Annotated in this window: 22 protein-coding genes, 1 rRNA gene and 2 pseudogenes; 12 read left to right on the top strand and 13 right to left on the bottom strand. The window is 64.6% G+C overall.

Annotation, left to right across the window (positions count from 1 at the left end):
• Positions 1-10: 10 nt before the first annotated feature.
• Positions 11-229, top strand: a pseudogene (locus PSET11_RS04895) (thiamine pyrophosphate-binding protein); the annotation flags it as partial.
• Between the two features lie 739 nt (positions 230-968).
• On the opposite strand, the gene PSET11_RS04885 reads toward PSET11_RS04895, so the two are convergent.
• Positions 969-1,688 carry a hypothetical protein gene (locus PSET11_RS04885; protein WP_050686450.1) on the bottom strand — a complete coding sequence of 240 codons (720 nt, stop codon included), beginning with the start codon at positions 1,686-1,688 and terminating at the stop codon, positions 969-971.
• Between the two features lie 337 nt (positions 1,689-2,025).
• Here PSET11_RS04885 and PSET11_RS04880 point away from each other — a divergent pair, with 337 nt between their 5' ends.
• Both PSET11_RS04880 and PSET11_RS04875 read left to right on the top strand, forming a co-directional pair.
• On the top strand, positions 2,026-2,370 hold the full coding sequence (locus PSET11_RS04880; protein ID WP_050686449.1) for a type II toxin-antitoxin system RelE/ParE family toxin: 345 nt from the start codon (positions 2,026-2,028) through the stop codon (positions 2,368-2,370).
• Positions 2,351-3,436 carry an ImmA/IrrE family metallo-endopeptidase gene (locus PSET11_RS04875; RefSeq protein WP_124090995.1) on the top strand — a complete coding sequence of 362 codons (1,086 nt, stop codon included), beginning with the start codon at positions 2,351-2,353 and terminating at the stop codon, positions 3,434-3,436. Before PSET11_RS04880 ends, PSET11_RS04875 begins: the two co-directional genes overlap by 20 nt.
• A gap of 272 nt (positions 3,437-3,708) precedes the next feature.
• Here the strand turns inward: PSET11_RS04875 and PSET11_RS04870 are convergent.
• Positions 3,709-4,889 (bottom strand): annotated as a pseudogene (locus PSET11_RS04870) (amino acid permease).
• A 43-nt stretch (positions 4,890-4,932) separates the two neighbouring features.
• The gene (hisC, locus tag PSET11_RS04865; protein ID WP_124090994.1) at positions 4,933-6,030 is read right to left on the bottom strand and encodes a histidinol-phosphate transaminase; all 1,098 of its coding nucleotides are present in this window, start codon (positions 6,028-6,030) and stop codon (positions 4,933-4,935) included.
• Between the two features lie 93 nt (positions 6,031-6,123).
• Between hisC and PSET11_RS04860 the strand changes: the two genes are divergently transcribed.
• Entirely contained in the window at positions 6,124-6,627 is a 504-nt protein-coding gene (locus tag PSET11_RS04860) for an Lrp/AsnC family transcriptional regulator (protein ID WP_124090993.1), read from the top strand.
• 119 nt (positions 6,628-6,746) lie between these two features.
• Entirely contained in the window at positions 6,747-8,405 is a 1,659-nt protein-coding gene (locus PSET11_RS04855; protein WP_124090992.1) for a thiamine pyrophosphate-binding protein, read from the top strand.
• A 125-nt stretch (positions 8,406-8,530) separates the two neighbouring features.
• On the opposite strand, the gene rbsD is transcribed toward PSET11_RS04855, so the two are convergent.
• The 6 genes from rbsD to PSET11_RS04825 all read right to left on the bottom strand — a co-directional run bounded on the left by rbsD (position 8,531) and on the right by PSET11_RS04825 (position 14,440).
• Positions 8,531-8,914, bottom strand: a complete 384-nt coding sequence (gene rbsD / locus PSET11_RS04850; protein ID WP_124090991.1) for a D-ribose pyranase — start codon at positions 8,912-8,914, stop codon at positions 8,531-8,533.
• Entirely contained in the window at positions 8,911-9,843 is a 933-nt protein-coding gene (locus PSET11_RS04845; protein WP_124090990.1) for a ribokinase, read from the bottom strand. Before PSET11_RS04845 ends, rbsD begins: the two co-directional genes overlap by 4 nt.
• Positions 9,840-10,784 carry a substrate-binding domain-containing protein gene (locus PSET11_RS04840; protein ID WP_124090989.1) on the bottom strand — a complete coding sequence of 315 codons (945 nt, stop codon included), beginning with the start codon at positions 10,782-10,784 and terminating at the stop codon, positions 9,840-9,842. The genes PSET11_RS04845 and PSET11_RS04840 overlap by 4 nt, the downstream gene beginning before the upstream one ends.
• A gap of 53 nt (positions 10,785-10,837) precedes the next feature.
• Positions 10,838-11,809, bottom strand: a complete 972-nt coding sequence (locus tag PSET11_RS04835; RefSeq protein WP_203415907.1) for an ABC transporter permease — start codon at positions 11,807-11,809, stop codon at positions 10,838-10,840.
• A gap of 62 nt (positions 11,810-11,871) precedes the next feature.
• The gene (locus PSET11_RS04830; protein ID WP_124090987.1) at positions 11,872-13,413 is read right to left on the bottom strand and encodes a sugar ABC transporter ATP-binding protein; all 1,542 of its coding nucleotides are present in this window, start codon (positions 13,411-13,413) and stop codon (positions 11,872-11,874) included.
• Position 13,414: 1 nt separating this feature from the next.
• Positions 13,415-14,440 carry a LacI family DNA-binding transcriptional regulator gene (locus PSET11_RS04825; RefSeq protein ID WP_124090986.1) on the bottom strand — a complete coding sequence of 342 codons (1,026 nt, stop codon included), beginning with the start codon at positions 14,438-14,440 and terminating at the stop codon, positions 13,415-13,417.
• A 225-nt stretch (positions 14,441-14,665) separates the two neighbouring features.
• Between PSET11_RS04825 and PSET11_RS04820 the strand changes: the two genes are divergently transcribed.
• The 3 genes from PSET11_RS04820 to PSET11_RS16840 all read left to right on the top strand — a co-directional run bounded on the left by PSET11_RS04820 (position 14,666) and on the right by PSET11_RS16840 (position 17,116).
• A complete protein-coding gene (locus PSET11_RS04820) occupies positions 14,666-15,595 on the top strand; it encodes an NADP-dependent oxidoreductase (protein ID WP_124090985.1) in 930 nt (309 codons plus the stop codon).
• Between the two features lie 102 nt (positions 15,596-15,697).
• A complete protein-coding gene (locus tag PSET11_RS04815; RefSeq protein WP_124090984.1) occupies positions 15,698-16,654 on the top strand; it encodes a lipid kinase in 957 nt (318 codons plus the stop codon).
• 318 nt (positions 16,655-16,972) lie between these two features.
• The gene (locus PSET11_RS16840; RefSeq protein ID WP_345788814.1) at positions 16,973-17,116 is read left to right on the top strand and encodes a DM13 domain-containing protein; all 144 of its coding nucleotides are present in this window, start codon (positions 16,973-16,975) and stop codon (positions 17,114-17,116) included.
• Positions 17,117-17,206: 90 nt separating this feature from the next.
• On the opposite strand, the gene PSET11_RS04805 is transcribed toward PSET11_RS16840, so the two are convergent.
• Positions 17,207-17,797: an SOUL family heme-binding protein gene (locus PSET11_RS04805; protein WP_124090983.1), complete on the bottom strand. Its 591-nt coding sequence runs from the start codon at positions 17,795-17,797 to the stop codon at positions 17,207-17,209.
• Between PSET11_RS04805 and PSET11_RS04800 the strand changes: the two genes are divergently transcribed.
• On the top strand, positions 17,796-18,023 hold the full coding sequence (locus PSET11_RS04800; RefSeq protein WP_124090982.1) for a hypothetical protein: 228 nt from the start codon (positions 17,796-17,798) through the stop codon (positions 18,021-18,023). The two genes, PSET11_RS04805 and PSET11_RS04800, sit on opposite strands and share 2 nt — an antisense overlap.
• On the top strand, positions 18,020-19,225 hold the full coding sequence (locus PSET11_RS04795; protein WP_203415906.1) for an amidohydrolase family protein: 1,206 nt from the start codon (positions 18,020-18,022) through the stop codon (positions 19,223-19,225). The genes PSET11_RS04800 and PSET11_RS04795 overlap by 4 nt, the downstream gene beginning before the upstream one ends.
• 69 nt (positions 19,226-19,294) lie before the next feature.
• Here PSET11_RS04795 and PSET11_RS04790 read toward each other — a convergent pair whose 3' ends face one another.
• Positions 19,295-20,401: a methyltransferase gene (locus PSET11_RS04790; protein ID WP_238989034.1), complete on the bottom strand. Its 1,107-nt coding sequence runs from the start codon at positions 20,399-20,401 to the stop codon at positions 19,295-19,297.
• A gap of 191 nt (positions 20,402-20,592) precedes the next feature.
• Positions 20,593-21,366 (bottom strand): type 1 glutamine amidotransferase domain-containing protein, encoded by a 774-nt coding sequence (locus tag PSET11_RS04785; protein ID WP_124090981.1) that lies wholly within the window; start codon positions 21,364-21,366, stop codon positions 20,593-20,595.
• A gap of 169 nt (positions 21,367-21,535) precedes the next feature.
• Between PSET11_RS04785 and PSET11_RS04780 the strand changes: the two genes are divergently transcribed.
• Both PSET11_RS04780 and PSET11_RS04775 read left to right on the top strand, forming a co-directional pair.
• Positions 21,536-21,787: a hypothetical protein gene (locus tag PSET11_RS04780; RefSeq protein ID WP_124090980.1), complete on the top strand. Its 252-nt coding sequence runs from the start codon at positions 21,536-21,538 to the stop codon at positions 21,785-21,787.
• 142 nt (positions 21,788-21,929) lie between these two features.
• Positions 21,930-22,607: a hypothetical protein gene (locus PSET11_RS04775; protein ID WP_238989033.1), complete on the top strand. Its 678-nt coding sequence runs from the start codon at positions 21,930-21,932 to the stop codon at positions 22,605-22,607.
• A gap of 122 nt (positions 22,608-22,729) precedes the next feature.
• On the opposite strand, the gene rrf is transcribed toward PSET11_RS04775, so the two are convergent.
• Positions 22,730-22,825: ribosomal RNA gene (gene rrf, locus PSET11_RS04770) — 5S ribosomal RNA — on the bottom strand; the annotation flags it as partial.

The following is a 22,825-nucleotide window of genomic DNA, read 5'->3' as shown; positions in this document are numbered from 1 at the left end:
CGACTGTTGGCCGGGCCATTCTGTTGGGTCTGCTGAGACTGCGGACGGCCGGCTGGCCCCACGTGCCCTGGCCGCGGCGCTGGATGCCGTGCTGCCGGAGCGCCGCACAGTGGTCCAGGACGGCGGGCACTTCATCGGCTGGGTGCCCATGTACTGGAACATCCTCCGGCCGCAGGACTTGGTGATGGTGGGCACCGCTTACCAGAGGATCGGACTGGGCAAGCTATCCCGCGACTGCCGCCGTCGCTGCCTGGGACGCGCTCAGGCGCTCCGTCAGCCACGCCGCCCGCACGGTGGACGTGATCCGGCAGTCGGCCACGAACGTCCCGTGAGCTCCGGCATCTATCACTCCTGCAGCGCAGATGGTGAGACAGAGACCGGATAACAGCAGACTCGGCACCCAGCGCCCGCGCAACACCATCGAAGTCCACCTCGGGGATCAGCATGGGCTTTTCGGTCAGGCCTTGCGAACCGTACTGTGCCCGAGTCCAGCACCAGGGCGCGGGCCGCTCCAACGGCGCTCGCCAGGCCACGCCCTCGGAGTTTCACAGGCGAGCCCATGTTGTTTTCATGCAGCACGCTGGGTCGCATGCGAAGACCTCCGATGGAGAAATTTCCACTTGGACAAGTCCACTTCCATCGGAGGTCTTTCCTAAATCCATTGCCCAAAGGCTAGAGACAGGTCACCTGCGTATGACTCGCCCTCCGCTGCAGCAAAGTCGAACGCTTCTGTTACGTCGGATTGAGACACCATTATTGGCACGTCCCGAAAATTGACCTTGCCATTGGCGAAGTGAACGATGCAGATACTCCAAGGACGAGAAGTTGTGGCCGGCTCGAATATGGCCGGAATCGGCGAGCTTGGGTATTGTCGACCGCAACTGAATTCCTAGTGAAACGAGGAAAGCCGCCCCAGTTGTCCTGGGGACGGCTGTCCCGTTACGGACCGAAACCCGCCTTCCTTCAGCTTATGCAGCGTAGGCGTATGTGAAGGTGATTTTGGGGTCGGCTTGGAAAGCCCATCCGTAGGCTTTCTGAGCTCCTACGAGCACAGGCGCCTCGCTGCCCGCGATCACATTTGCGGTCGGCTGGTTGGGCATGGCTTCCACGAGCGGAGTGTCGATCATGCCGTTGAAGTCCAGCGGGAAGATGACGGTTGCCCCGAGCCGGACGTTGCCGGCGGGAGCCAGGCTCAGCTGAGGCGCGTACATGACGAAGCGGTACTTTCGCGGGTCCCCGCCTACAGGCAGGAGCCTCTGGCTGGCGTGGATCCTCAGTACCTGCCGGCCCGCTGGGACCTTCAGGTCCGCGACCTTGTACTGGGCAGCGTGTGCCTCGAGCTGCTTCTTTTCATCAATTGCCGGATCGAGCGCAATTCCGGCCTTGGCCAGGATTGGACGGATGATCTCTGCGTCCTTCTTTGTGATGCGTTTGAACTCCGCCGGACTCTTGAAGTTGTCCTTAGTGCCGGAAACAACGCGGGCGATGGCAGATGTGCCGGCCTCGATGTCAGCGGCGAGAACCAAGCGGTACGTCGCCTCAGTGGGCGATTCGACGGTGGCCGTGATGGTCATGTTCGCAACATCGTATGCCTCAGCTTCGAATCCCCTGGTGGGGGCGATGGACTCGATGTCGATGTTGATGCCCTGACTGTAAACAACGAGGTCAGTTGTAATGGGGGTAGTCATGGGTGTCCTCCTAAAGAACACTTGACCGAGGTAGGAGGGTCGCCTTTGTGGCAACTGATGCCTCCGTTAGAATCGCTGTTACCACTAATCATGGAAACTTGCGGTTCTCACCTCGAGTTACAGAGCGGGCCCGTTCGAGCGGGTCCGCTCTTTTTGTGCCTGTTGCACAAAACTAACGTACTCGACATGGCGAATCAGCGCAACCATGAAGCTGTCGCACGAGATTTTTGCCCTGCGTTGAAGTATTAGTGCGAGGTAAAGGTGTATTCTGTTGTCATGCCCTAACACCGCCCTCCTGTAAGCTCTATTCACACCAAGGGTGAAGGCGGCTTACAGAATGCAAGTTGATTTCGAGGACGAGGATCTTGAACTCCTTGCCTACGTGTCGACCCATATCACCTCGCGGTGGACCCCAAGTGTTTCAAAGGCCTTTCGGCGACGCATCCAGCAGCTGATGGCCCTTGTCAGTGATGTAAGTGAACAGAACCTTTGCGGGCTCAAAGCTCTTCACGTTGAAAAGCTGAGCGACGGTCCCAAGAGCCTTTATTCCATACGGATTCAGATGCAGTACAGACTCATATTTAACTTCCATCCTGATGACAACAAGCGGCTCGTCATCCTGGGGACCGAACCCGCCGCCTACCAGCAGAGGAGTAGTACTCATGGCACGGCAGCTCGCTGAAGCGTTTCCACCAGGAGATTTCCTCGCCGAGGAGCTCGAAGCGCGCCATTGGTCCCAAAACGACTTCGCTCAGATCCTTGGACGTCCGGCGCAGTTCGTTTCAGAAATCATCGCCGGTAAGAAGGAGATCACCAGAGAGTCAGCCGCGCAGATCGGCGCTGCTCTCGATACACCTCCCGAGTACTGGTTGAATCTCCAGAATGTGTATCTCCTGTGGAGCCAAGCGCAAAACACAGAGAGCCGCAAAGAGCTGGACGATGTTCGTCGACGTGCTCGGATGAACAAACTGGCCCCAGTTACATTGTTGCGTAAGCGCAACTTGATAACGGGTGACACGTTGGCCGAGCAGGAAGCTCAGATCTTGGAGCTTTTCCAAATTCGTGGCCTGGATGAGACTCCGAAGTTTCTAGCGGCCGCTCGTCGGTCGAACCGAGACGAAGGACCAACGCCGACGCAGAAGGCATGGTTGGCCTGTGCGCGCAAGAAAGCCCAGCGTGTAAAGGCTGCCAAGTACGACAAAAACAAGCTTAGGCAACTGGCCGCTGAGCTGTCTCGAATTGTCGCCGACCCTGAAGAGTTTCAAGGTCTGCCTGAGCGATTCGCCGCCGTTGGCTTACGCCTCGTTTACATTGAAGCCTTCCCCGGAAGCAAGCTAAACGGGGCTTCCTTCTTACTCGATGACGACCCTGAGCAGCCAGTTATTGCTCTATCGGGCCGCGGCAAACGCTTGGACGGGGTCCTATTCACGTTGCTTCACGAAGTGGCGCACATTGTCCTCGGACATGTCTCTACCGACCAGTTATTCATCGATGAAGGTGCGGGCCAGGCCGACGAGCCGCAGGAGCAAGAGGCCGATCGGCAGGCAGGGGAATGGCAAATACCTGGCGGCCTTCCCAAGCCACCTAACGTCATACGAAAGGGCTGGATTCAGACCGTTGCCCAGCAGGCTGGCGTGCATCCCGTAGTAGTTCTCGGTCGCCTGCAGATCGAGAAGCTCTTGGAATGGAGAACGGCTCTAGCCAAGGGTGCCCCGACTGTCGATTCCTACCTAGAACGCTGGAACTAACTCGATCGAATTTTGCACGCAAAAGCGAATCATCCATAGCTTCTGGAAGGCTCGACTTCCCTGAGCCAACGAGCGTACTAGTTCCGAATAAATGGGACGAACTAGGTCATGAGCTGGCTTCAGGTGCAGGTTGATATTCCCCGTCGAATTGATCACCGGCGAAAGAGCTGCAGCCGCTGAATCGGACCTAAAAAAGCCGAAGACGCGCCCGGCTAAGGCCGGACGCGCCCCTCGTGTGCTGCGAACCCGCGAAGTGGTCCATTGCTCCTGATTCAGTCGATAAGAACCGGCTCCTTAGCACCGTCCGAGGCTTCAACAACCGGCGCACCCTTCCGGTTCCGATGGTGGAGCCAGTTCGCCGCCACCAGAAGCGCCACAAGTCCGAAAGTGCTCAAGAGCTGCGGACGGGAATCCTCGCCGATGAAGCCCACCGTGAAGATCGCCGCGAGGATGAGCAGTCCACAGCACGTGAGCCACGGGAAGCCGGGCATCCGCAGGGGAAGCTCCGTTCGTTCGCGGTCGGCGCGGAGGCGCAGCGCGAGCTGGGCCAGGAGCGCGGACGTCCACACCAGCAAGCAGGTCGAGCCCACAATGTTGAGCAGGACGGGCATAACCATCGCGGGGAACGCCAGCTCCAGCACAACCGTCACAACGCCGAAGGCGACGCTGGCCAGGACCGCGACCACCGGAACCCGGGCCCTGGACACCGAGGCAAGCAGGCGCGGTGCCTCACCCCGCTCAGCCAGGGAGTACGCCATCCGTGACGCACCGTAGAGATTGGCGTTGAGAGCGGAAAGCAGTGCCACGACGGCCACCATGGTGATTGCGGTGGCCGCACCGGGCATGCCGGCCGCATCCAGCACCGCGGCGAACGGGATCCTCAGCCCCGCCGAGCCCACGGGAACCACAGCAGCGATAACGAAGATCGCACCGATGTAGAAGACCAGGATGCGCCACAGCACCGTGCGTACTGCTGTCCGCACACTGCGGGCAGGCTCGGCGGTCTCAGCTGCTGCCACGGACACAATCTCGGTGCCGCCGAACGCGAACGCCACCACGAACAGTGCCGTGGCAATCCCTGCGAAACCGGCGGGCGCAAAGCCGGCGCCGGTGAAGTTGGACAGGCCCGGCGACTGCACGCCCGGCAGCCAGCCGAAGAGCAGGGCAGCGCCCACCAGCAGGAACCCTACGATTGCCGCCACCTTGAGCAGGGCGAACCAGAACTCGAACTCGCCGAAGTTTTTCACGCTGAGGTTCACAGCGGTGAGAACCGCGATGAACACGGATTGGCGGCGGCCATCTCGCTGAGCGCCCACATCACCAGGATGATGAGGGTGCCGGCCACGAGGTAGGAGATCGGCACAGCCGGGCCGGCAGCCTGGATGCCCGCGCCGGAACCGATGAAGAGGGCTGCGCCGAGTGGGCGCGCAGACGTCTTTGTCTGTTGTTCCATGGGATTCCTCTTGGTTATAGGTGGAACTGTTGGGGATAAAAGGTCAGGCTGCGTGGGCAGCAAGGAGCCTAAGCACACGGTTGTTGGAGGCGGGGTCGGCAACGGTGATCCGCACGCCGTCGCCCTGGTAGGCCCGGACCATGATGCCCACGCCGTTGAAGGCGTCCACCAGCGTCGCCAGCAGCTCCGCATCGGCGCGGATCCACAGAAAGTTGCCCTGGCTCGGCTGCAGCCTCCAGCCCTGAGCCTCCAACTCGGCGGCCATCCGGGCGCACTCCTCCTTCAATAGGGAGATCCGCGCTTCCATCTCTCCCCCGGCGTCCAGTGACGCGATGGCCGCCTTCTGGGCCAGCGCGCTCACGGAAAAGGGAAGGGCGGTCCGGCGCAGCCCCTCGGCGATGGCCGGCGCCGCCACGGCGTATCCCACGCGCAGGCCAGCAAGCCCGTACGCCTTGGAGAAGGTGCGCAGGATGCAGACGTTCGGGTACCGGCGGTAGAGCGCCAGGGAATCGGGGCCGCTGCCGGCGTCGGCGTATTCCACGTACGCCTCATCGATCACCACCAGGACGCTGGACGGCACAGCCTGCAGGAAGGCCTCAATGCGTTCGTGGCTGATCGGCACGCCGGTGGGATTGTTGGGGGTGCAGAGCAGGATCACCCTGGTGCGGTCATTAACGGCCGCGGCCATGGCCTCAAGGTCGTGGCCCTCAGCATCGTCCAGCGGGATACGAACCGGCCGGGCACCTGCCAGCTCCACCAGGATGGGGTAGGCCTCGAACGAGCGCCACGCGAAGATCACCTCATCGCCGGCGTCGCACAGTCCGGTGATGATCTGCTGGAGAACGCCCACGCTGCCGGGCCCCACCGCCACCTCTCCGGCCGTGACGCCCAGGTGCCGGGCAATCCGTTCACGGAGTTCGACGGCGGCACTGTCCGGGTAGCGGTTCATCGTACCGGCCGCCGCGGCCACCGCGGCCGTGGCCGCGGGCAGTGGCTCGAAGTGGCTTTCGTTGCTGGCGAGGGCTGCGATGTCCGTGCCGGCGCTGCGTCGGCCCGGAACGTAGGACGGAAGTCCGGCCACAGCGCCACGAAGGGTGGGCAGCGCGGTGTCCGGTGCGGTCAGGAGTTGATCACGGCTCATGAGGACCGATCATGGTTGTGACTCGGCCCACATGGCAAGATACGCTCAACTCCTTGGGACTTCTGCTCAACATCTACAGTGTCTGGTGAAAATATGACCATCGCTACCTCTCGCACCCTCGATTCCCTCGACGGCAGGATCATCCTGGCCCTCGATAAGGATCCGGAAGCCAGCGCCCTGGCACTCTCGCGGACACTCGGCGTCGCCCGCAACACCGTCCACGCCCGGCTGGCACGGCTCGAACGCAGCGGCGCCCTCCGCTCCTTCAGCCGCAGGCTGGACCCCGCCGCGCTCGGATACGAACTGATGGCCTTCCTCGCCCTTTCGATCAGTCAGACGCGGAGCGGCTCGGTTGAGAACGGGCTCGCCGCCATCCCGGAGGTCATTGAGGTGCACGCCACCACCGGGGATGCGGACCTCATGGCCAAGGTGGTGGCCCGCGGCACGGCCGACCTCTACCGCATCACCAACGAGATCCTGGAGATCGACGGGATCGAGCGGACCAGCACCGCCATCTCCATCCTGGAACTTATGCCGCCCCGCTACGACGGCCTCATCAGCCGGCTCTCGGAGCAGGAGTCACGCCCTTCGGAGTAACCCCAGGTGACGGGCACCACAAGTGGGCAAATTGTCGCTGCGAGCGCGTTCTACTGCCAAAAGTCCCAGTGGCATCGAGCGGTATTGCAAAGTTGAGATGCAGGCCACAGGATTCCTGCATGACTTCACTTACCGTCTCCGGCCGCGTGGCAGAGGTTCTCAGCAGCTATGTCAGCGACGTCTTCGGCGTGATGGGCAACGGCAACGTCTACTTCCTGGACGCCGCGGAGAAGCTCGGCCTCCGCTTCTCCCCCGTACGGCACGAAGGTGCCGCCATCGCCGCGGCCGACGCCTACTACCGCGCCTCGGGACGCCTCGCCGCGGGAACCACCACCTACGGCCCCGGCTACACCAACGCGCTCACCGCCCTGGCCGAGGCCGTCCAGGCGCAGATCCCCGTTGTGCTGGTCACCGGGGACGCTCCGAGCAGCGGCGCCCGGCCGCAGGACGTGGACCAGGCAGCCATTGCCGCCGGCCTCGGCGCGGTCACCTTCACTGTCACCCGCGACGCCGCGGGCGCCGTCACCCGGCAGGCGGTGGAGTACGCACTCACCCAGCGCACCGCCGTCGTGCTTGCCATTCCCTATGACCTCGCAGCCCTCGAGGCCGCGGACCAGGAGCTCCCGGCGCCGCACGCACCTAAGGTGAGGGATGACGTCGACGGCGGCCTTGGGCAGGCAGCCCGCCTGCTCGCCGGGGCGAAGCGGCCGCTGATCCTGGCCGGCCGGGGTGCGCACCTCGCCGGCGCCGGCCCGGAGCTCCGCGAGCTCGCCGACCGCCTCGGCGCACTGACCGCCGGAACCGCCCTGGCGCTCAACCTCCTCAACGGCGAGGGGTACGTCGGCGTGGCCGGCGGCTTCGGCACGGACACCGCGGCCGGGCTCATGGGCGAGGCCGATGTGGTCCTGGTGGCCGGGGCGAGCCTGAGCCCCTTCACCCTGCGGTTCGGGCACCTGCTCGGCCCGGACAGCACGGTCATCCAGATCGACACCGCCCTGCAGCGGACAAACCCCAGGGTGGATCTCTTCGTGAGCGCGGACGCGAAGTCCGCCGCGGGACGCCTCTTGGGGATGCTTGATGGAAAGGCTGCGGCGGACGCCTGGCGCGCGGAAGCCACCCGGCGCCTGGTCGAAGGACCGGCCCACCACCCAGGCTCCGAGCAAACCCCGGACGGCCGGCTGGACCCGCGCGCCCTTGCCACGGCACTGGATGCCGTGCTGCCGGAGCGCCGCACCGTGGTCCAGGACGGCGGGCACTTCATCGGGTGGGCACCCATGTACTGGAACATCCCGCGGCCCCAGGACCTGGTGATGGTGGGGACCGCCTTCCAATCCATCGGGCTGGGACTGGCCAGCGCCGTCGGGGCAGCCCGGGCTGTAGAGGACGGCCGCACCCTGGTGCTGGCCTCCGGCGACGGCGGTTTCCTGATGGGCCTGTCCGACCTCGAATCGCTGATCGGCGCAGCAGGCAGCGCCATCGTGGTGATCTACAACGATGCCGCCTACGGAGCCGAAATCCACCAGTACGGCTCCCAGGGCTTGACCCAGAAGCCGATGCTGATCCCCGAGGTGGACTTCAGCGGCATCGCCCGCGCGCTGGGTGCGGAGTCTGCCATCATCCGATCCTTGGACGACCTTTCCGCGCTCCAGGACTGGATCGACGCCGGGGCTCAAGGAACCTTTGTGGCCGACTGCCGGATCACGTCCAGCGTCCGGGCGCCGTGGCTAAGCGAGTGGATGAACGCCAAACAGGCTACGAAGGCGGCCGTGGCGGGCTAGCAACCACATCGGCATGATGCTCCATGCATCCGAGGTCGGCAAATAGCGGAGGGCTGCGGCCGTGCGTAGATGAAAGCCTGGTGGACCACCGCAGGCCCTGATTCCCTGAGCCGCAACCAGGAAACCTAGAACGGCACCCCACACGTCAGCAACACATTGGCGTAAGGCGTAGCTTCCCCAGTCCGGATGAAGAGCTTGGCTGAAGAGGACAGGGCCTTGAGCTCCTCGTGGCTGACGTAGCTCAGCTCTCCCAGGGAACCATGGACCAGACTTTCAGTGTCCGTGCCGCGCGTTTCCTCGGCAAGGGTGGCGCCTTCAAACACCATGTCCCCCACAAGCGCCGCCAGCACATCCTCAAAGCGGGGAATACCCAGGACAAGCGCCAAATCCACCACGTGGACTCCGTGGGGTGCGGGCATCCCGCAATCGGCCAGCAGGACCTGATCCCCATGGCCCAGCCGGCTCAGGGCAGCGTTCAGTTCGGCGTTGAGGATGCCGTGGCGCTTCACGCGGTCACCTCAGGCATAACGTCGGAAAGGGTGGGGTAGGACGGCTGGGTTCCATGACCTTGCACCGCAAAGGCACCCACGCGGGCAGCGTACCGGGACGCCTGAAGCAGCGACTCCCCCGCAGCCAAACGGGTGCTCAAAGCACCCACAAAAGCATCGCCAGCGCCGGAGGTGTCCACAGCGTCAACCTTCGGTGCCGGCACCAGGTGAGTGCCGCCGTCGTCCGAGCAGATGGCGCCGTCAGCACCCCTGGTGAGCACCACGGCCGGGATCCCCAGCGCCCGCAGCGCAGCAACAAGAGCGTGGTCATCTGCGGGAACGGCAGCGTCCTGGTCCAACTGCGCAAGCACCAAAGCGCCTTCGTGCTCGTTGACCACCAGCGGATTCGCAGCGAGGATCACGGCCGGGTCCACGGCAATCACGGGCGCGAGGTTCAACAGCACCCGCCCCGTCGCCAACGACGCTGCCACTGCAATGCCCTCGGCAGGGATCTCACCCTGCAACACCACCACCGCAGCGTCGGCTACAACGGCAGCAGACCGGCGCACCGCTGCGGCGTCCACCGAGGCGTTCGCCCCGGGAACCACCACAATGGTGTTCTCGCCGTCGTCCGCCACGTTGATCAAGGCCACTCCCGTGGGCGCCTCCACCGTGGTGACGGCGCTCAGGTCAATCCCGGAGGTTTCCAGAAGTGCGGTGGCCAGGGCGGCGTTGGGATCGTTGCCCACCGCGCCTACCAGGCTGACCGTGGCGCCGCATCGTGCCGCAGCAAGGGCCTGGTTGGCTCCCTTTCCTCCGGGAAGCAGTGTGAACGAGCTCCCCAGCAGCGTCTCCCCCGGCTGGGGGTGGCGTGCCAGGCGCACTACCTGGTCCAGATTGATGGAGCCAACCACGGCGACTGTTCCGCCTGGCCCTTGCTGTTGTGTCACTTGCTGAAGTCTCCAACGTTGGTCTTGTTCACGGTGACAACGCTGACGGGAACGGTAGCGTCCACCGACTCGCCCTTGAGTGCCTTGGCAGCCTGCTCAACAGCAAGCTGGCCCAGCTTGGCCGGCTGCTGCGCGATAGAGGCCACCATGGTGCCGGCCTTGATGGCGGCGAGACCATCAGTGGTGCCGTCGAACCCTACAACCTTGACGTCGGTGCCAGCCTTGGCGCCCAAAGCCTGGACTGCGCCCAGAGCCATCTCGTCATTCTCGGCGAAGACGCCGGTCACGCCGGGGTTGGCCTGCAGCAGGTTGGTGGTGACATCCAAGGCGGCAGCACGGTCAAAGTTGGCGGTCTGCTTGGCCACAATCTTGATGTCCGGGAATGCCTTCATGCCTTCCTCGAAACCTGCGCCGCGGTCACGGCTTGCGGAGGTTCCGGCAACGCCCTGCAGCACAATGATGGTGCCCTTCTTGCCCAAGGCAGCAGCAAGTTCTTCCGCCGCCTGCTTGCCGCCGGCAACGTTGTCGCTGGCCACCAGGGAGGTGAGCGTGGCGTTGTTGACTGTCCGGTCCACGCCGATCACCGGGATGTCTGCCTTGGTCAGAGCGGTCACGGAGGCCGAGGATGCATCGGAATCCACGGGGTTGACGATCACTGCCTTGGCGCCGGACGTCTGGGCGTTGGCCAGCTGGTTGGCCTGCGTTGCAGAGTCATTTTGCGCATCCACCACGTCCAGCTGCACGTTTGCGTCCTTGGCGGCAGCCTGGGCGCCGTCGCGGACCTCGACAAAGAAGGGGTTGTTCAGGGTTGAAAGCGCCATCACCACTTTGGGGTTGCTGGCGGCAGCTGAATCGCCGCCTCGGTTGCAGGCGGTGGCGCCGGTCAGCAGCAGGCCGCTCACGGCGGTCAAGGCGAGGGCACGGTGGAGGGAGAGCTTCATTGTTCTGTCCTTTGTTTTGGGGGTTTGGAAATTCTTGGGAAAGCTCTGGGGCGTCAGCTGGAACGAGTCTTCCGGCGCAGCACGTCCACACCCACGGCCAGTGCAATCACGACGCCGATCACCACTTGCTGCCAGAAGGAGGTTACGTTGAGGAGGTTCAGGCCGTTGCGGATGACTACCAGCACCAGCGCACCAACGATGGTGCCGGAAATCCGACCGAGGCCACCGGCCAGGGATGCTCCACCGATCACGACGGCGGCAATCGCGTCGAGTTCGTAGCCCGCCGCAGCCTGCGGCTGGGCGGAGTCCAAACGGCCGGCCAGCAGGAGTCCGGCCAGGGCCGCGAAGAGTCCAGCGAGCGCGAACACGGTGACAGTGATCTGCTTGACCGGCAGGCCGGAGAGGCGGGCAGCTTCGGCGTTGCCGCCAACGGCGTACATGGAGCGGCCAATGACGGTCCGGTTCAGGATGAAGGATGCCACACCTGCTGCAATCACCAGCACGATGATGGGGGTGGGTACCGGCCCAATGTTGCCGCCCAGGAAGGAAACTTCAGGAGCGGTCTTGATGGGCCGGCCATCCGAGATGACCAGGGTGAGGCCGCGGGCAATGCTCAGCATGGCCAGGGTGGCAATGAAGGAGGGCAGTTTGCCGTAGGCGCTGGCCAGGCCGTTGACCGTTCCCACCACCAGGCCGGTCAGCAGGCCGGCGGCGAGGGCAAAGCCACCGGGCAACCCTGACGAGACAAACATGTACCCGGACACCATGGCACTCAACGCCGCCACCGAACCCACGGATAGATCGATGCCGCCGGCCACAATCACGAAGGTCATGCCGAAGGCCAGGATGGCCACGGTGGAAACCTGGATGCCGATGTTGAGCAGGTTGGGCCCGGTGAGGAAGTCGGGGGTGATGATGAACAGGGCCAGCGCCAGGACCAGCAGCCCCACAAGGGCACCGTTGTTCGCCAGGAACTTTTTGACGTCAAAGCCCTGTTTGGGCCTTGCCTGGGTTGCAGTGGACATAGTGGTGTTCCTTGTCTGAATCAATGGGGACTGTGACGTCTTTGTCTCTGGGTTTTGGGTGGTCATTGCACGCTGCCGGTATCTACGGCGGCCAGGGTCATGACGGCGTCCTGGGTGGCATCCGCTGCGGACAGTTCACCGGCAATTTCGCCGTCCCGCATCACCAGGATCCTGTCGCTCATGCCCAGGACTTCGGGAAGTTCGCTCGAAACCATCACGATCGCCCCGCCGGCAGCGGTGATGGCATTCATCAGCTCGTAGATTTCCACCTTGGCGCCAACATCCACGCCGCGGGTGGGTTCATCGAGCAGCAGCACCGTGGATGCGGCCATGATCCAGCGGCCAAAGACGGCCTTCTGCTGGTTACCACCGGACAGGGACCGGATGGGCTGGTCTATGTCGTGCATGCGGATGCGCAGTTTCCCGGCAATGTCCTCCGCTTTTTGGCGTTGGCCAGCGAAGTCTGCCAGGCCCATCCGTGAACTGGACTTCAGGGTGGCGTAGCCCAGGTTCTCGTTGACCGAGGCATCCAGCACCAGGCCTTGGACCTTCCGGTCTTCCGGAACGTGCCCAATACCTGCGGCAATGGCTGCCCCCACGTCACCCTTGGGGAGTTTCTTTCCGCGGACGGTGACGCTGCCGGCGTCGTGCTTGTCCACGCCTGCAATGGCTCGGATGACTTCGGTGCGCCCTGCCCCTACCAAGCCGGCAATGCCCAGAATTTCGCCGGCGCGGACATCGAAGGAGATGTTGCTGAAGCGGCCCTTGGATCCCAGGCCTTCGACGGCGAGGACGGTCTGCGGAGCTTCCGCTTCAACGATGCGGCGCGGGAACTGGTCATCGATACTTCGGCCTACCATGAGCCGGACCAGTTCGTCCTCGTTGGTGGACCCAGGTACTTCGGCGATGAATTCGCCGTCGCGCAGGACGCAGACGGTGTCACCGATTTCGGCGATTTCCTCGAGGTGGTGGCTGATGAAGAGCATGCCCACGCGTTCGGCGCGGAGCTCTTCAACGACGTGGAAGAGGTTCTCTGTTTCGTGCTTGGTGAGCGCTGCGGTGGGCTCATCCAGGATCAGGACGCGGGCGTTGATGCTCAGCGCCTTGGCGATTTCTACGAGCTGCTGCTGGGCTATACCCAACTCCCCCACCGGGGTATCCACGTCCACGCGAAGTCCGATGCGGTCCAGGGCTTTCTTCGCCTGGCGGCGCAGTTCAGCCCGGTCTACCAGGCCGAACTTCTTGGGGGTGCGTCCCAGCATGATGTTTTCCGCAATGCTCATGCTGCCCACCAGGTTCAGTTCCTGGTGGATGGTGGCAATTCCGTGGGCTTCCGCTGCGCGGGTGTTGGCCAGGGTGACCGGCTGGTTGTCGATCAGGATCTGGCCATTGTCCGGCTGGTATACGCCGGCCATGATCTTGATCAAGGTGGACTTTCCGGCGCCGTTTTCGCCCAGCAGCACCTGAACCTGGCCAGGGTAGACACTGACGGTGACGTCCTTGATCACCTTGACGGGGCCAAAGGATTTGCTGATGTTCTTCAGCGTGACAAGTGGCTCGTCTGGGTGCACGGCAGCGTTGCCGGTGGAGGAGCTATTGGTCATTTCAGTTCTTCCTCTGGGTGTTCACGGAGTGAGGGGGTAGGGATGACTCGCGGATGATGAGTCCACTGGGCAAGGACACCGACGCGGGGTCTTCGCCGTCAATGACCTTGAGGAGCAGGTCCACCGCTATCCGGCCCATGTCCTCCACGCTGTGGTCAATCACGCTCAACGCCGGGCTGAGCAGGGCAAACAGGTTGATGTTGTCAAAAGCCACGAGGGCAACATCGGGCCCGATCCTGAGGCCGCGTTCGCGGATCTTCGCAACAGCCCCCACGGCCATGGGGCTGTCAGCAGCGAGGATTGCCGTGGGCGGATCCTCGAGTTGGAGCAGCCTCTCGGTGGCTGCAGCGCCGCTCTCCAGCTGGAAGTCGCCGAACACCGTCAGTGCTGGATCCTGGTCCAGGCCGGCTTCTTTCAGCGCCTCAACAAAGGCCGCGTAGCGTTCCCGTCCTGTGGAAATCGACTGCGGTCCGGCGATGTAACCGATCCGTCGGTGACCTTGCTCCGCGAGATGCTTGACCGCTTGGCTGATTCCCGGGCGGCTGTCCGTGGTGACGCAGGGGACGCTGACGCCGTCGACCGTTCTGTCCACGAAGACCGTGGGGATCCCGCGGTTCACCAGGGAGCTGATGGAGCCTTGGCCGTCGCCCTGAGGCGCCACAATGACGCCGTCAACGCGCTGATCGATCAGGGTGTCCAGGAACCGGTTCTGCTGGTCTTCGAGTTCGTTGGCGTTGCCAAGGAGGATGACGTACCCGGTTTCCAGGGCTGCTTGTTCCACCGCGTGGGCCAGATCGGCGAAGAAGGGGTTGCGGACGTCCGAGACCAAGAGGCCCAACACGTGGGTCTTGGCCGAACGGAGGCTGCGGGCCTGGGCGTTGGGACGGAAGTCCAACTGCTCGGCAGCTGCGGTGACTCGGGCCCGGGATTCACTCGACGTAGCCGGATGTCCGGACAGGACGCGGGACGCTGTGGCCAAGGAAACCCCCGCGAGCGCTGCGACATCCTTGATGGTGACACTGGTCATCGCAGACACTCCTTCGTGTGGGTTTTCGTCGCATGGAATCGTTTCCATGTAATCGTTTCCATGAGTGTATTCAGCCGCGGTGGAGTGTGTCAAGCATCACCAAATGGTGCTACCTGTGCCGTTTTCCGCGGACGACGGCGGCAGAAGCTTTCAACCCATCGTGCGCTTCGCCACTGCGCCGCGCAGAACGGAATAGAAGAACGCACCCCTGCCGTTGAAGCAACCATGAAGGCAATTACTTACAGCAGCTATGGAAACCCCGACGTCCTCGAGTACGGCGACCAGCCCCTGCCCAAGGTGGGCCCCGGCATGGTCTTGGTCAAGGTCAAGGCAGCATCGGTGAACCCGGTGGACTGGAAGATTATGTCCGGCGGCCTGGATGGCGCCATGGACCTGCAGTTCCCGGCCATCCCCGGCTGGGACGTTGCGGGCGTGGTGGAATCGGTAGGCATCGACGCGCGCCAGTTCAAAGCGGGCGAGGAAGTCATCGCCTACGGTCGCAAGGATTACGTCCAGGGTGGCAGCTTTGCCGAGTACATCGCACTGCCGGAGCGCGTCCTGGCACGCAAGCCTGAGACCCTGAACTGGAACGAGTCCGCAGGCCTTCCCTTGGCCGGCCTCACCGCGTTCCAGGTCCTCAACCGCTTGGGCCTTAAGTCTGGCGAAACGGTCCTGATCCACGGCGGTTCCGGCGGCGTGGGGACCCTTGGCATCCAGATCGCCAAGGCCATGGGCGCCAACGTCATCGCCACCGCGTCCGAGAAGAACCACGGCTTCCTCCGCGACCTCGGCGCCGAGCCCGTGGCCTACGGCGACGGCCTTGCCGACCGCATCCGTGCCCTGCGCCCCAACGGCGTGGACGTCGTCGCCGACTTCGTGGGCGGCAACCTCGAGACCACCCTTGCCGTCCTCGCCGACGGCGGCCGCCACGCCTCCATCGCCGACAGCGAAGTGGAAAACCACGGCGGAGCCTGGATGTGGGTCAGCCCCGTAGGCACTGACCTGCGGGAACTCGCCAAGCTGGTGGACAGCCACAAATTCCGGGTGGAAGTTGCCGAAGTCTTCCCGCTGGAGAAGGCAGCAGACGCCTTCCGTTCCAACATGGAAGGCCACACGCGCGGCAAGATCATCGTCGCCGTGGACCAGGACTCCTAAAACCTCAAGCTGACGTACGAAGGCTCCGTCTCCGCAAGGGACGGAGCCTTCGTCGTCAACCCACGGAGGAAACCCACAGCCCCACCCAGTAGCGTTGCCTCCATGAGATCCCCCCGCGATGCCCGCTCCGCCGCCGTGGTGATCAACGCCGGGTCACGCCGTGGGGCGGCCCACCAATTGGCCGTTGACGCCATGCGCAAAGCGGGAGTGCCCGTCACCGCCGTCCACCATGTACTTACCGGCGCGGACCTTGGCTCCACCCTGGACCAGGTCCTTGCCGACGGACACGATCTGGTGATTGTTGGCGGCGGCGACGGCACCCTCACCTCAGCTGCTGGCCGGCTCGCTGGCACAAACATCATGTTGGGCGTCCTGCCGCTGGGCACCGCCAACGACTTCGCCCGCACCCTAGAAATCCCCAGCAACCTGGCCCAGGCCTGCGCCACCATCGGTGACGGCAAAGTCGTGGACATCGACCTGGGCAAGGCCAACGGCCATCCCTTCCTCAACGTTGCGTCCGCAGGCCTGTCGGTCGGCATCACCGCAGCGCTTAGCCCCCGTCTGAAGCGGTACCTCGGCCCGCTGGCCTACGCCGTCGCCACCGTCCGCGCCTACACCCGGCACCAGCCGTTCAGCGCCCGGCTCGAATTCCCCGACGGCGACCATCCCACCATGGAACTCGACAACCTGCTGCAGGTGGCAGTGGGCAACGGCCGGCACTACGGCGGCGGCAACACCGTCTCCCCCACAGCCGGCATCGACGACCACACCTTGGACATCTACGCGATCCTGGCCGGACCCGTCCGGGAGCACGTCAGCATCGCCCGGCTGCTCAAGGACGGCAGCTTCATCAAGCACGACAAAGTGCACCACTTCACCAGCCGCAGCGTCCGGGTCGTCACGGACCAGCCCATGCCGGTGAACCTCGACGGTGAAATCGCCACCACCACGCCCACCGATTTCACCGTCCAGCGCAACGCCGTGCACGTGATCGCGCCCCAAAGCAGCACCGGCGCCCTGTACGACGGGCCCGGCAGCGGTGACCTCCCGCCGTCGTAATTCACGACGGCGGCGTGCTGCTCCTGCGTTACCAGCCGTCACGAGGACGTGCCTTCGGTCGCGTCGCCTTGGACGACTACGCTGCGGAACATCGCCGTCAATCCGGGCGTTGAGGATGTATGACCAAGCGCGTGATGGTGCCCGTCCTGCTGCTCGTGGCCGCGATCGTGATGGGTGTGGGTTGTACCTGTTCCAGCCGTGGCGGATCTTCACCAGCTCGACGGTGACCGAGGCCATTCCAACCGCTGTCCCGGCTTCCGCACCGCCCGCCGTTCCGTCTCCGGCCGCGTCTCCTGAGGCCACGACGACGGCGCCTACCTGGACCTGGGCGCGCTCAAGGCCAACAAGGGCGATCAGAACTACGAGATCCCGGCCGCGGCGGTCTTGGGCGATTACAGGTCCGTCACCATCTGGTGCGCCAGGTTCTTCGTGTCCTTCGCTGCTGCAGAACTGAAGACCTAACCCGCCCGTCTTTGAACGCCCAAAACATCACGGGTGACAAAGGGCCACTGCCAGAACCGGGATCTCCGGCGCTGCCAGGATCGCCAGCATTCAGCCGCCGGATACCCCTGTTTCCGCCACGTCCTGGACCACCTCGTTATGGCGGAGAAACCACGGCTTGAACGGCGGATCGAAGCGGGCGAACCGCGGCGATCCTGTTGGCGTCAGCCCCGCCAGGGCCAGCGCGGCCAGAAGCCCCTCGGTGCGCTTGGCGAACGCCGCTTCCGAACCGTTGCCGGAGAACCGCAGCGCCGCGGCTAACGATCCGGGGACGTCGCGGATCCGCACCTCCGGGTTTGTGGGCACCGGCGCGGAATCTGCGGTCAAGCCCGCCGGCAGGACGAATGCGACCACAAACTCGCCGGGCTCGCCGTTTCCTGCAGGACCGCTTTGCAGCACCGGCGCGGTCATCGCTAGTTTCTGTGAAGCGCCGCTGCCTTGGATCACCGGGGCCGTCATGGCGAGCTTCTGGTTGGCAACGTTGCTGCCGCTGATGTAGTTGAACAGGCTCCGGAAGGCCGCATTTCCAGCCCGGTCGAACGCCGTCCTGACCTGCACCTCCGCCACCACATGCGCGGGATAACGGCGCAACTCGAAATGCGGATAGGCGCGGACAATGGTGTACGGCTGCTGTTCTGTCATGGTCTTCCGACCCTACGCCGATCCGAAGAGGGCGGCCAGAGGCGAGCAGTGGTACTTCACGGCCGCGGGCGTCACAGTGAACCTGGTGGACGCTGACCAGGCCAGCCATACTTTGAAGATCCGCAACCGCCACATGAAGGGCATTTACTTGAACACCTGGGCACCTTCCACCCTGGACGGGGACCTTCCCCTGACCGACTTCTCCGCCACAGGACTGACCAAGTGAGCACCATCCTGCGCAACGTCCGGCCATGGGGCGCCGAGGTAACGGATGTGATGCTCGACGGCGGCGCTATCGCCGGCCTGGGCGCGTCCCTTCCGGCGGCGCCGGGTGCCACGGAGGTGGACGGGCGCGGCCGGATCCTGCTCCCTTCCTTCTCCGACGTGCACGTCCACCTGGACTCCACCCGGCTGGGCCTGCCCTTCCGGCCGCACACCGGGGCGCCGGGTGTGTGGAACATGATGATGAATGACCGGCAGCACTGGCGCGGGGCGGACGCATCCGTGGCCGAGCGGGCCACCGCCACCCTCGGAGCCATGATTGCCCGCGGCACCACCCGGGTCCGTAGCTACGCGCAGGTGGATGCGGACGCCGGCCTGGAACGGCTGGAAGGCGTCCTGGCCGCTAAAGCGGAGCACAGTTCGCGGGCTTTCGTGGAAGTCATCGCTTTCCCGCAGGCTGGGCTGCTGCGCGAAGCCGGCAGCGTTGAGGTCCTGGAAGAGGCCCTGAAGCTGGGAGCGGACGTGGTGGGCGGCATCGACCCCTGCGCCCTGGACCGCGATCCGGTCCGGCACCTGGACATCGTTTTTGGCCTGGCGGAGAAGTACAGCGTTCCGGTGGATATCCACCTGCACGAACCGGGCCAGTTGGGCCTGTTCAGCACGGAATTGATCCTGGAGCGCACCAAGGCGCTGGGCATGCAAGGCCTGGTCACCATTTCGCACGGCTACGGGCTGGCGGAATTGCCAGCTGCGCAGTTGCAGGAGCTGGTGGAGGCCATGGGCGCATTGGATGTTTCCATGGCCACCATTGCCCCCGCGGGCGCCCCGCTGCCGTTGCAGCAGTTGGCCGCGGCCGGGGTCCGGGTGGGCCTGGGCCAGGACGGCCAGCGGGACTACTGGTCCCCCTACGGCAACGCGGACATGCTGGATCGGACCTGGCAGTTGGCCTTTACGTCCAAATTCCGTGCCGATGAGCTCATTGAGCACTGTGTTGCGGTGGCCACCATTGGCGGGGCCGCCGTCTTGGACCCGCAGGCCACCCGTCTGATATCAATCGCGGACCGGCCAGGTCTCTCCGTGGGCGATCCGGCCGAGCTGGTCCTGGTGTCCGGCGACACCGTGACGGCCGCAGTGATGGACCGGCTGCCGGACCGTACGGTCATCCACGCCGGCGCCGTGGTCGCAGAGGGCTTGGAGCTGGTGTAGCCCCCGCCTAGCCCGGCCGGCCCGCCGTCGTAAACCTGCCCGCCGTCGTCATTCACGGACGACGGCGGGTTACGGCTGCTGCGGAACCAACCGCCACAGCGACGTCACCTCAGCCGCACGCGCCGCGTGCAGCGGATCGCTCCGGTCCGAGGCCTTCGGATGTGAGGGGGTGGTGTCCAACCGGTCCACCACCGCCAGGCCTGCAGCGTCGATCGCTGCCAGCAGGTCCGCGCGCGTCCGCAGGCCCAAGTGCTCGGCCAAGTCGGACAGCACCAGCCAGCCTTCCCCGCCAGGCTCCAGATGGTCGGGGAGCTCGGCCAGGAAGCGGAACAGCATCCTGGAGCCGGGATCGTAGACCGCGCTGTCCAGGCTGGAATGCGGGGTGGCCGGAATCCACGGCGGGTTGCACACCACCAGCGGCGCACGCCCCGGCGGGAACATGTCGGTCAGCACCGCCTCGGCCCGATCCTGGACACCCAGGTTCCGGAAATTCTCAGTGGCACAGGCGATGGCCCGGGGCTGGTTGTCCGTGGCCAGGACGCGCCGCACGCCGCGACGGGCCAGAATGGCGGCCAGGACTCCGGTGCCGGTGCCGACGTCGAACGCCAGCTCCTCCGACGGCAACGGCGCCTCCGCTACCAGGCCAACGTACTCGCTCCGGGTGGGGAAGAACGTGCCGTAATGCGGGTGGATCCGGTCCTGCAAAGCCTCCACCCACACCCCGTTCCGGCGCCACTGGTTCGCGCCGATCGCCCCTACCAGCTCATGCAGGGACACCACGGACGGCTGCGTAACCTCGCCGTAGGCGTCGACGGCGGCCTCCCGCACGTCGGGTGCGCGCCGTAGCGGAACCTCTGGGCCCGGGTTCAGCGGAACCAGCACCAGGCCCAGGATGCGGGCCCGGTGCGAGCGGGACTGCCGGTGCCGGTAAAACGTCTCCGCCGGGGTTCCCGATGCCTTCTTCCCGGCGCCCACCCGCCGGTCCAGAGCGGTGAGCAGCTGCCGGGCGTTGTGGAAGTCGCCCTGCCACAGCATCGCGGTCCCTTGAGACGCCATCCGGTACGCATCGTTAGCCGTCAGGGTGTCGGTGACTGCCTCAACGCGCGTGGGCGCGGGCCTGCCGTTGGCGGTCAGCCACTGCGCGGAAGCGGCCACGTCGCCCTGCTGCCAGGTGATGCAGCCGGGATCAGGCGCGGAGATCGCCGTCGTAATTCCCGGCGAAGCAGGTGAGTCAGTGCTGATGGGGATCCACTCCAAAGTTTGGGCGCACGCCGGGTCAGGAAGGCCTGGAAACGTGCCTTGTCAGGATACAGCCGACGGCCGCCCCGGTAGTGGGGACGGCCGTCAGGTGCGTGTGCTGCGGGAGTTTAGTTCTCTGCTTCCTCGGCAGCCTTCTTTGCCTTCTCGGCATCCTTCTCAGCTCGGAGAGCTTCAGCCTCGTGCTGCTCCTCGGCCTTCTCCTGGTGAATGACCTCGGCGAAGAGCTTCTCCATCTCCTTGGCCACACCGGCAGCGGACGCAGGGTTCTGGCCGGTGACCAGGCGCTCGTCCACCACTACCTTCTCTTCCCAGACGTCGGCAGCGACGTGCGTGGCGCCCTGTTCCTCCAACCGGTCGGCCAGGAAGAACGGGATGACCTTGTCCTTGCCGGCAGCCACTTCCTCGTCATTGGTGAACGCCGCAACCTTGCGGCCCTCAACCAGGCGCAGCCCGTTGGCCAGTTCCACGTTCAGCAGGCCGGCGGGGCCGTGACAGACAGCGCCCACCAGGCCGCCGGCGTTGTAGACGCTGGACACCAGCTTCTGCAGGCCTTCGCTCTCCGGGAAGTCCCACATGGTGCCGTGCCCGCCCACCAGGTAGACGGCGTCGTACTGGTCCGGGTCCACCACGTCCACGCGAGCGGTGTTGTAGAGCCCGGCGCGCGTGGTCTCGTCCTCGGTGAAGGCCACCTGGATGGGATCGTCGGTGTCCACCTCATCGCGCGGGGGCTGGCCGCCCTGGATGGAGGCGAAGTCCACAAAGTGCCCGGAGTCCTTGAAAACCTTCCAGGGGTGGGCGGCTTCGGCCACGTTGTAGCCGGTCTTCTCTCCGGTGTCGCCGATCTCGGAAACGCTGGTCAGTACCATGAGGATTTTCTTCATGAAATGCTCCTTTCGTCCACGTCCTAGCCTACTCGTCAGTAGGCTTATGTTTCACCTACGGGGACTTGGGCCCATTGGCGGTTCACCGGTTGTGCCATAGCGTCAAAAGCAGGAGCAGGTTGCTCCACTGTGGCAGCCGCCGCAGCTGTTCCATCGATTGGGGTCAACGATGAAGAAAATCAAGAGTGTTCTTGCTACCGCTGCCGTGGGTGTTTCGCTGAGTGCCGGTGCCCTTGTGCTGGCTGCGCCTGCCCACGCGGACTACAACACGTACCAGGTGTACCGGTCCACCATGTCCGAATGCTCCGCCGAACTGCGGGCTGCCATCAAGTCCTACGGCGCCCCGGTGATCAACGTGACACCTTGCGCCTGGAACACGTACATGGATCAGTACATCGGCAGCTTCGGCTACAACTACTAAGGCGTCGCCGGGGCTGCCCGGGCGCCTGGGCAGAACGGACGACGACGGCGGGAGTCTCCCGCCGTCGTCGTCCGTTCTGCATCGCGGTGTCCACTACCGCACCTATGCTTGCGGGGGACGTTCATTCACAGGGGGAACACTAGTGCGCACCTTGACCTGGTTCGCCGCAGGCAGCAGAACCACGACGGCGCTGCTCACCGTGGCCACGCTGGCGGCGGCGACCGTTGGGCTCACCAGCTGCCGCTTCGAAAAGCGGCCAGCCCCGCCCTACCCGGACGTCCAGTGGCAAGGTGCGGCACCGGCTGGGCCCCTAGAAGAAGATCCGTGGGTGCAGGCGGCCAGAAAGTCACTCGAAGCCAAGGCCGTGGCGCAAAACATCACAGACTTCACGTTGCCCGAGCTAGAGCAGACCACAGGGTACGAGCTCCGCAGCCGGCTGAACTCAAGCGTTCGCCAGTACGTGCAGCAAAACAAGAAATCCAGGATCCTGCCCGGACCTGAACCGTTCCTGCCCGTGGACGTGCGGCATGACGTCCGTGGCGACACGAACCTCGCCGAAGTACGGGGCTGCATCGCGGGCAGCTGGGCCTCAGTTGAAGGCGACACCATCGATAGGCCCGAGGCCTTCGGGGTCGGCTACCGACTGCAACGCCTGGCCAACGGGACCATCCGGGTCGAAGACAGTTTTGCCGTGTCCCTCCCAGAGTGTGCAGGCGCCGACTTGCCCATCGCGCTCTTTACCCCAGCCCCTGAGCCATCGGACGTCACCGATTCGCAGGATATTGTCCGGCCCGTCAGGAACGCTACGGAGCCCGGCTAGGGGCTTCTACCTACGACCGGCTCCGACGACTGTTTGCCGGTGTTCCGGTTTGTGTGGGGGTGTGTTTGTTAAATGTGGGAGGCCCCAACCATGGTGGTGGTTGGGGCCTCGACCGGAGTGTGTTCCGGCGGTGTCCTACTCTCCCACACCCTCCCGGGTGCAGTACCATCGGCGCTGTGGGTCTTAGCTTCCGGGTTCGGGATGGGACCGGGCGTTTC

Source organism: Arthrobacter ulcerisalmonis (assembly GCF_900609065.1).
Classification (GTDB): Bacteria; Actinomycetota; Actinomycetes; order Actinomycetales; family Micrococcaceae; genus Arthrobacter; species Arthrobacter ulcerisalmonis.
This window is presented reverse-complemented; position numbering and strand designations above follow the sequence as displayed.

Coding starts and splice junctions, on each gene's coding strand:
- PSET11_RS04885 (WP_050686450.1), bottom strand. CDS start 1,688: ATGACTACCCCCATTACAACTGACCTCGTTGTTTACAGTCAGGGCATC.
- PSET11_RS04880 (WP_050686449.1), top strand. CDS start 2,026: ATGCAAGTTGATTTCGAGGACGAGGATCTTGAACTCCTTGCCTACGTG.
- PSET11_RS04875 (WP_124090995.1), top strand. CDS start 2,351: ATGGCACGGCAGCTCGCTGAAGCGTTTCCACCAGGAGATTTCCTCGCC.
- hisC (WP_124090994.1), bottom strand. CDS start 6,030: ATGAGCCGTGATCAACTCCTGACCGCACCGGACACCGCGCTGCCCACC.
- PSET11_RS04860 (WP_124090993.1), top strand. CDS start 6,124: ATGACCATCGCTACCTCTCGCACCCTCGATTCCCTCGACGGCAGGATC.
- PSET11_RS04855 (WP_124090992.1), top strand. CDS start 6,747: ATGACTTCACTTACCGTCTCCGGCCGCGTGGCAGAGGTTCTCAGCAGC.
- PSET11_RS04840 (WP_124090989.1), bottom strand. CDS start 10,784: ATGAAGCTCTCCCTCCACCGTGCCCTCGCCTTGACCGCCGTGAGCGGC.
- PSET11_RS04835 (WP_203415907.1), bottom strand. CDS start 11,809: ATGTCCACTGCAACCCAGGCAAGGCCCAAACAGGGCTTTGACGTCAAA.
- PSET11_RS04830 (WP_124090987.1), bottom strand. CDS start 13,413: ATGACCAATAGCTCCTCCACCGGCAACGCTGCCGTGCACCCAGACGAG.
- PSET11_RS04825 (WP_124090986.1), bottom strand. CDS start 14,440: ATGACCAGTGTCACCATCAAGGATGTCGCAGCGCTCGCGGGGGTTTCC.
- PSET11_RS04820 (WP_124090985.1), top strand. CDS start 14,666: ATGAAGGCAATTACTTACAGCAGCTATGGAAACCCCGACGTCCTCGAG.
- PSET11_RS04815 (WP_124090984.1), top strand. CDS start 15,698: ATGAGATCCCCCCGCGATGCCCGCTCCGCCGCCGTGGTGATCAACGCC.
- PSET11_RS04800 (WP_124090982.1), top strand. CDS start 17,796: ATGGTCTTCCGACCCTACGCCGATCCGAAGAGGGCGGCCAGAGGCGAG.
- PSET11_RS04805 (WP_124090983.1), bottom strand. CDS start 17,797: ATGACAGAACAGCAGCCGTACACCATTGTCCGCGCCTATCCGCATTTC.
- PSET11_RS04785 (WP_124090981.1), bottom strand. CDS start 21,366: ATGAAGAAAATCCTCATGGTACTGACCAGCGTTTCCGAGATCGGCGAC.
- PSET11_RS04780 (WP_124090980.1), top strand. CDS start 21,536: ATGAAGAAAATCAAGAGTGTTCTTGCTACCGCTGCCGTGGGTGTTTCG.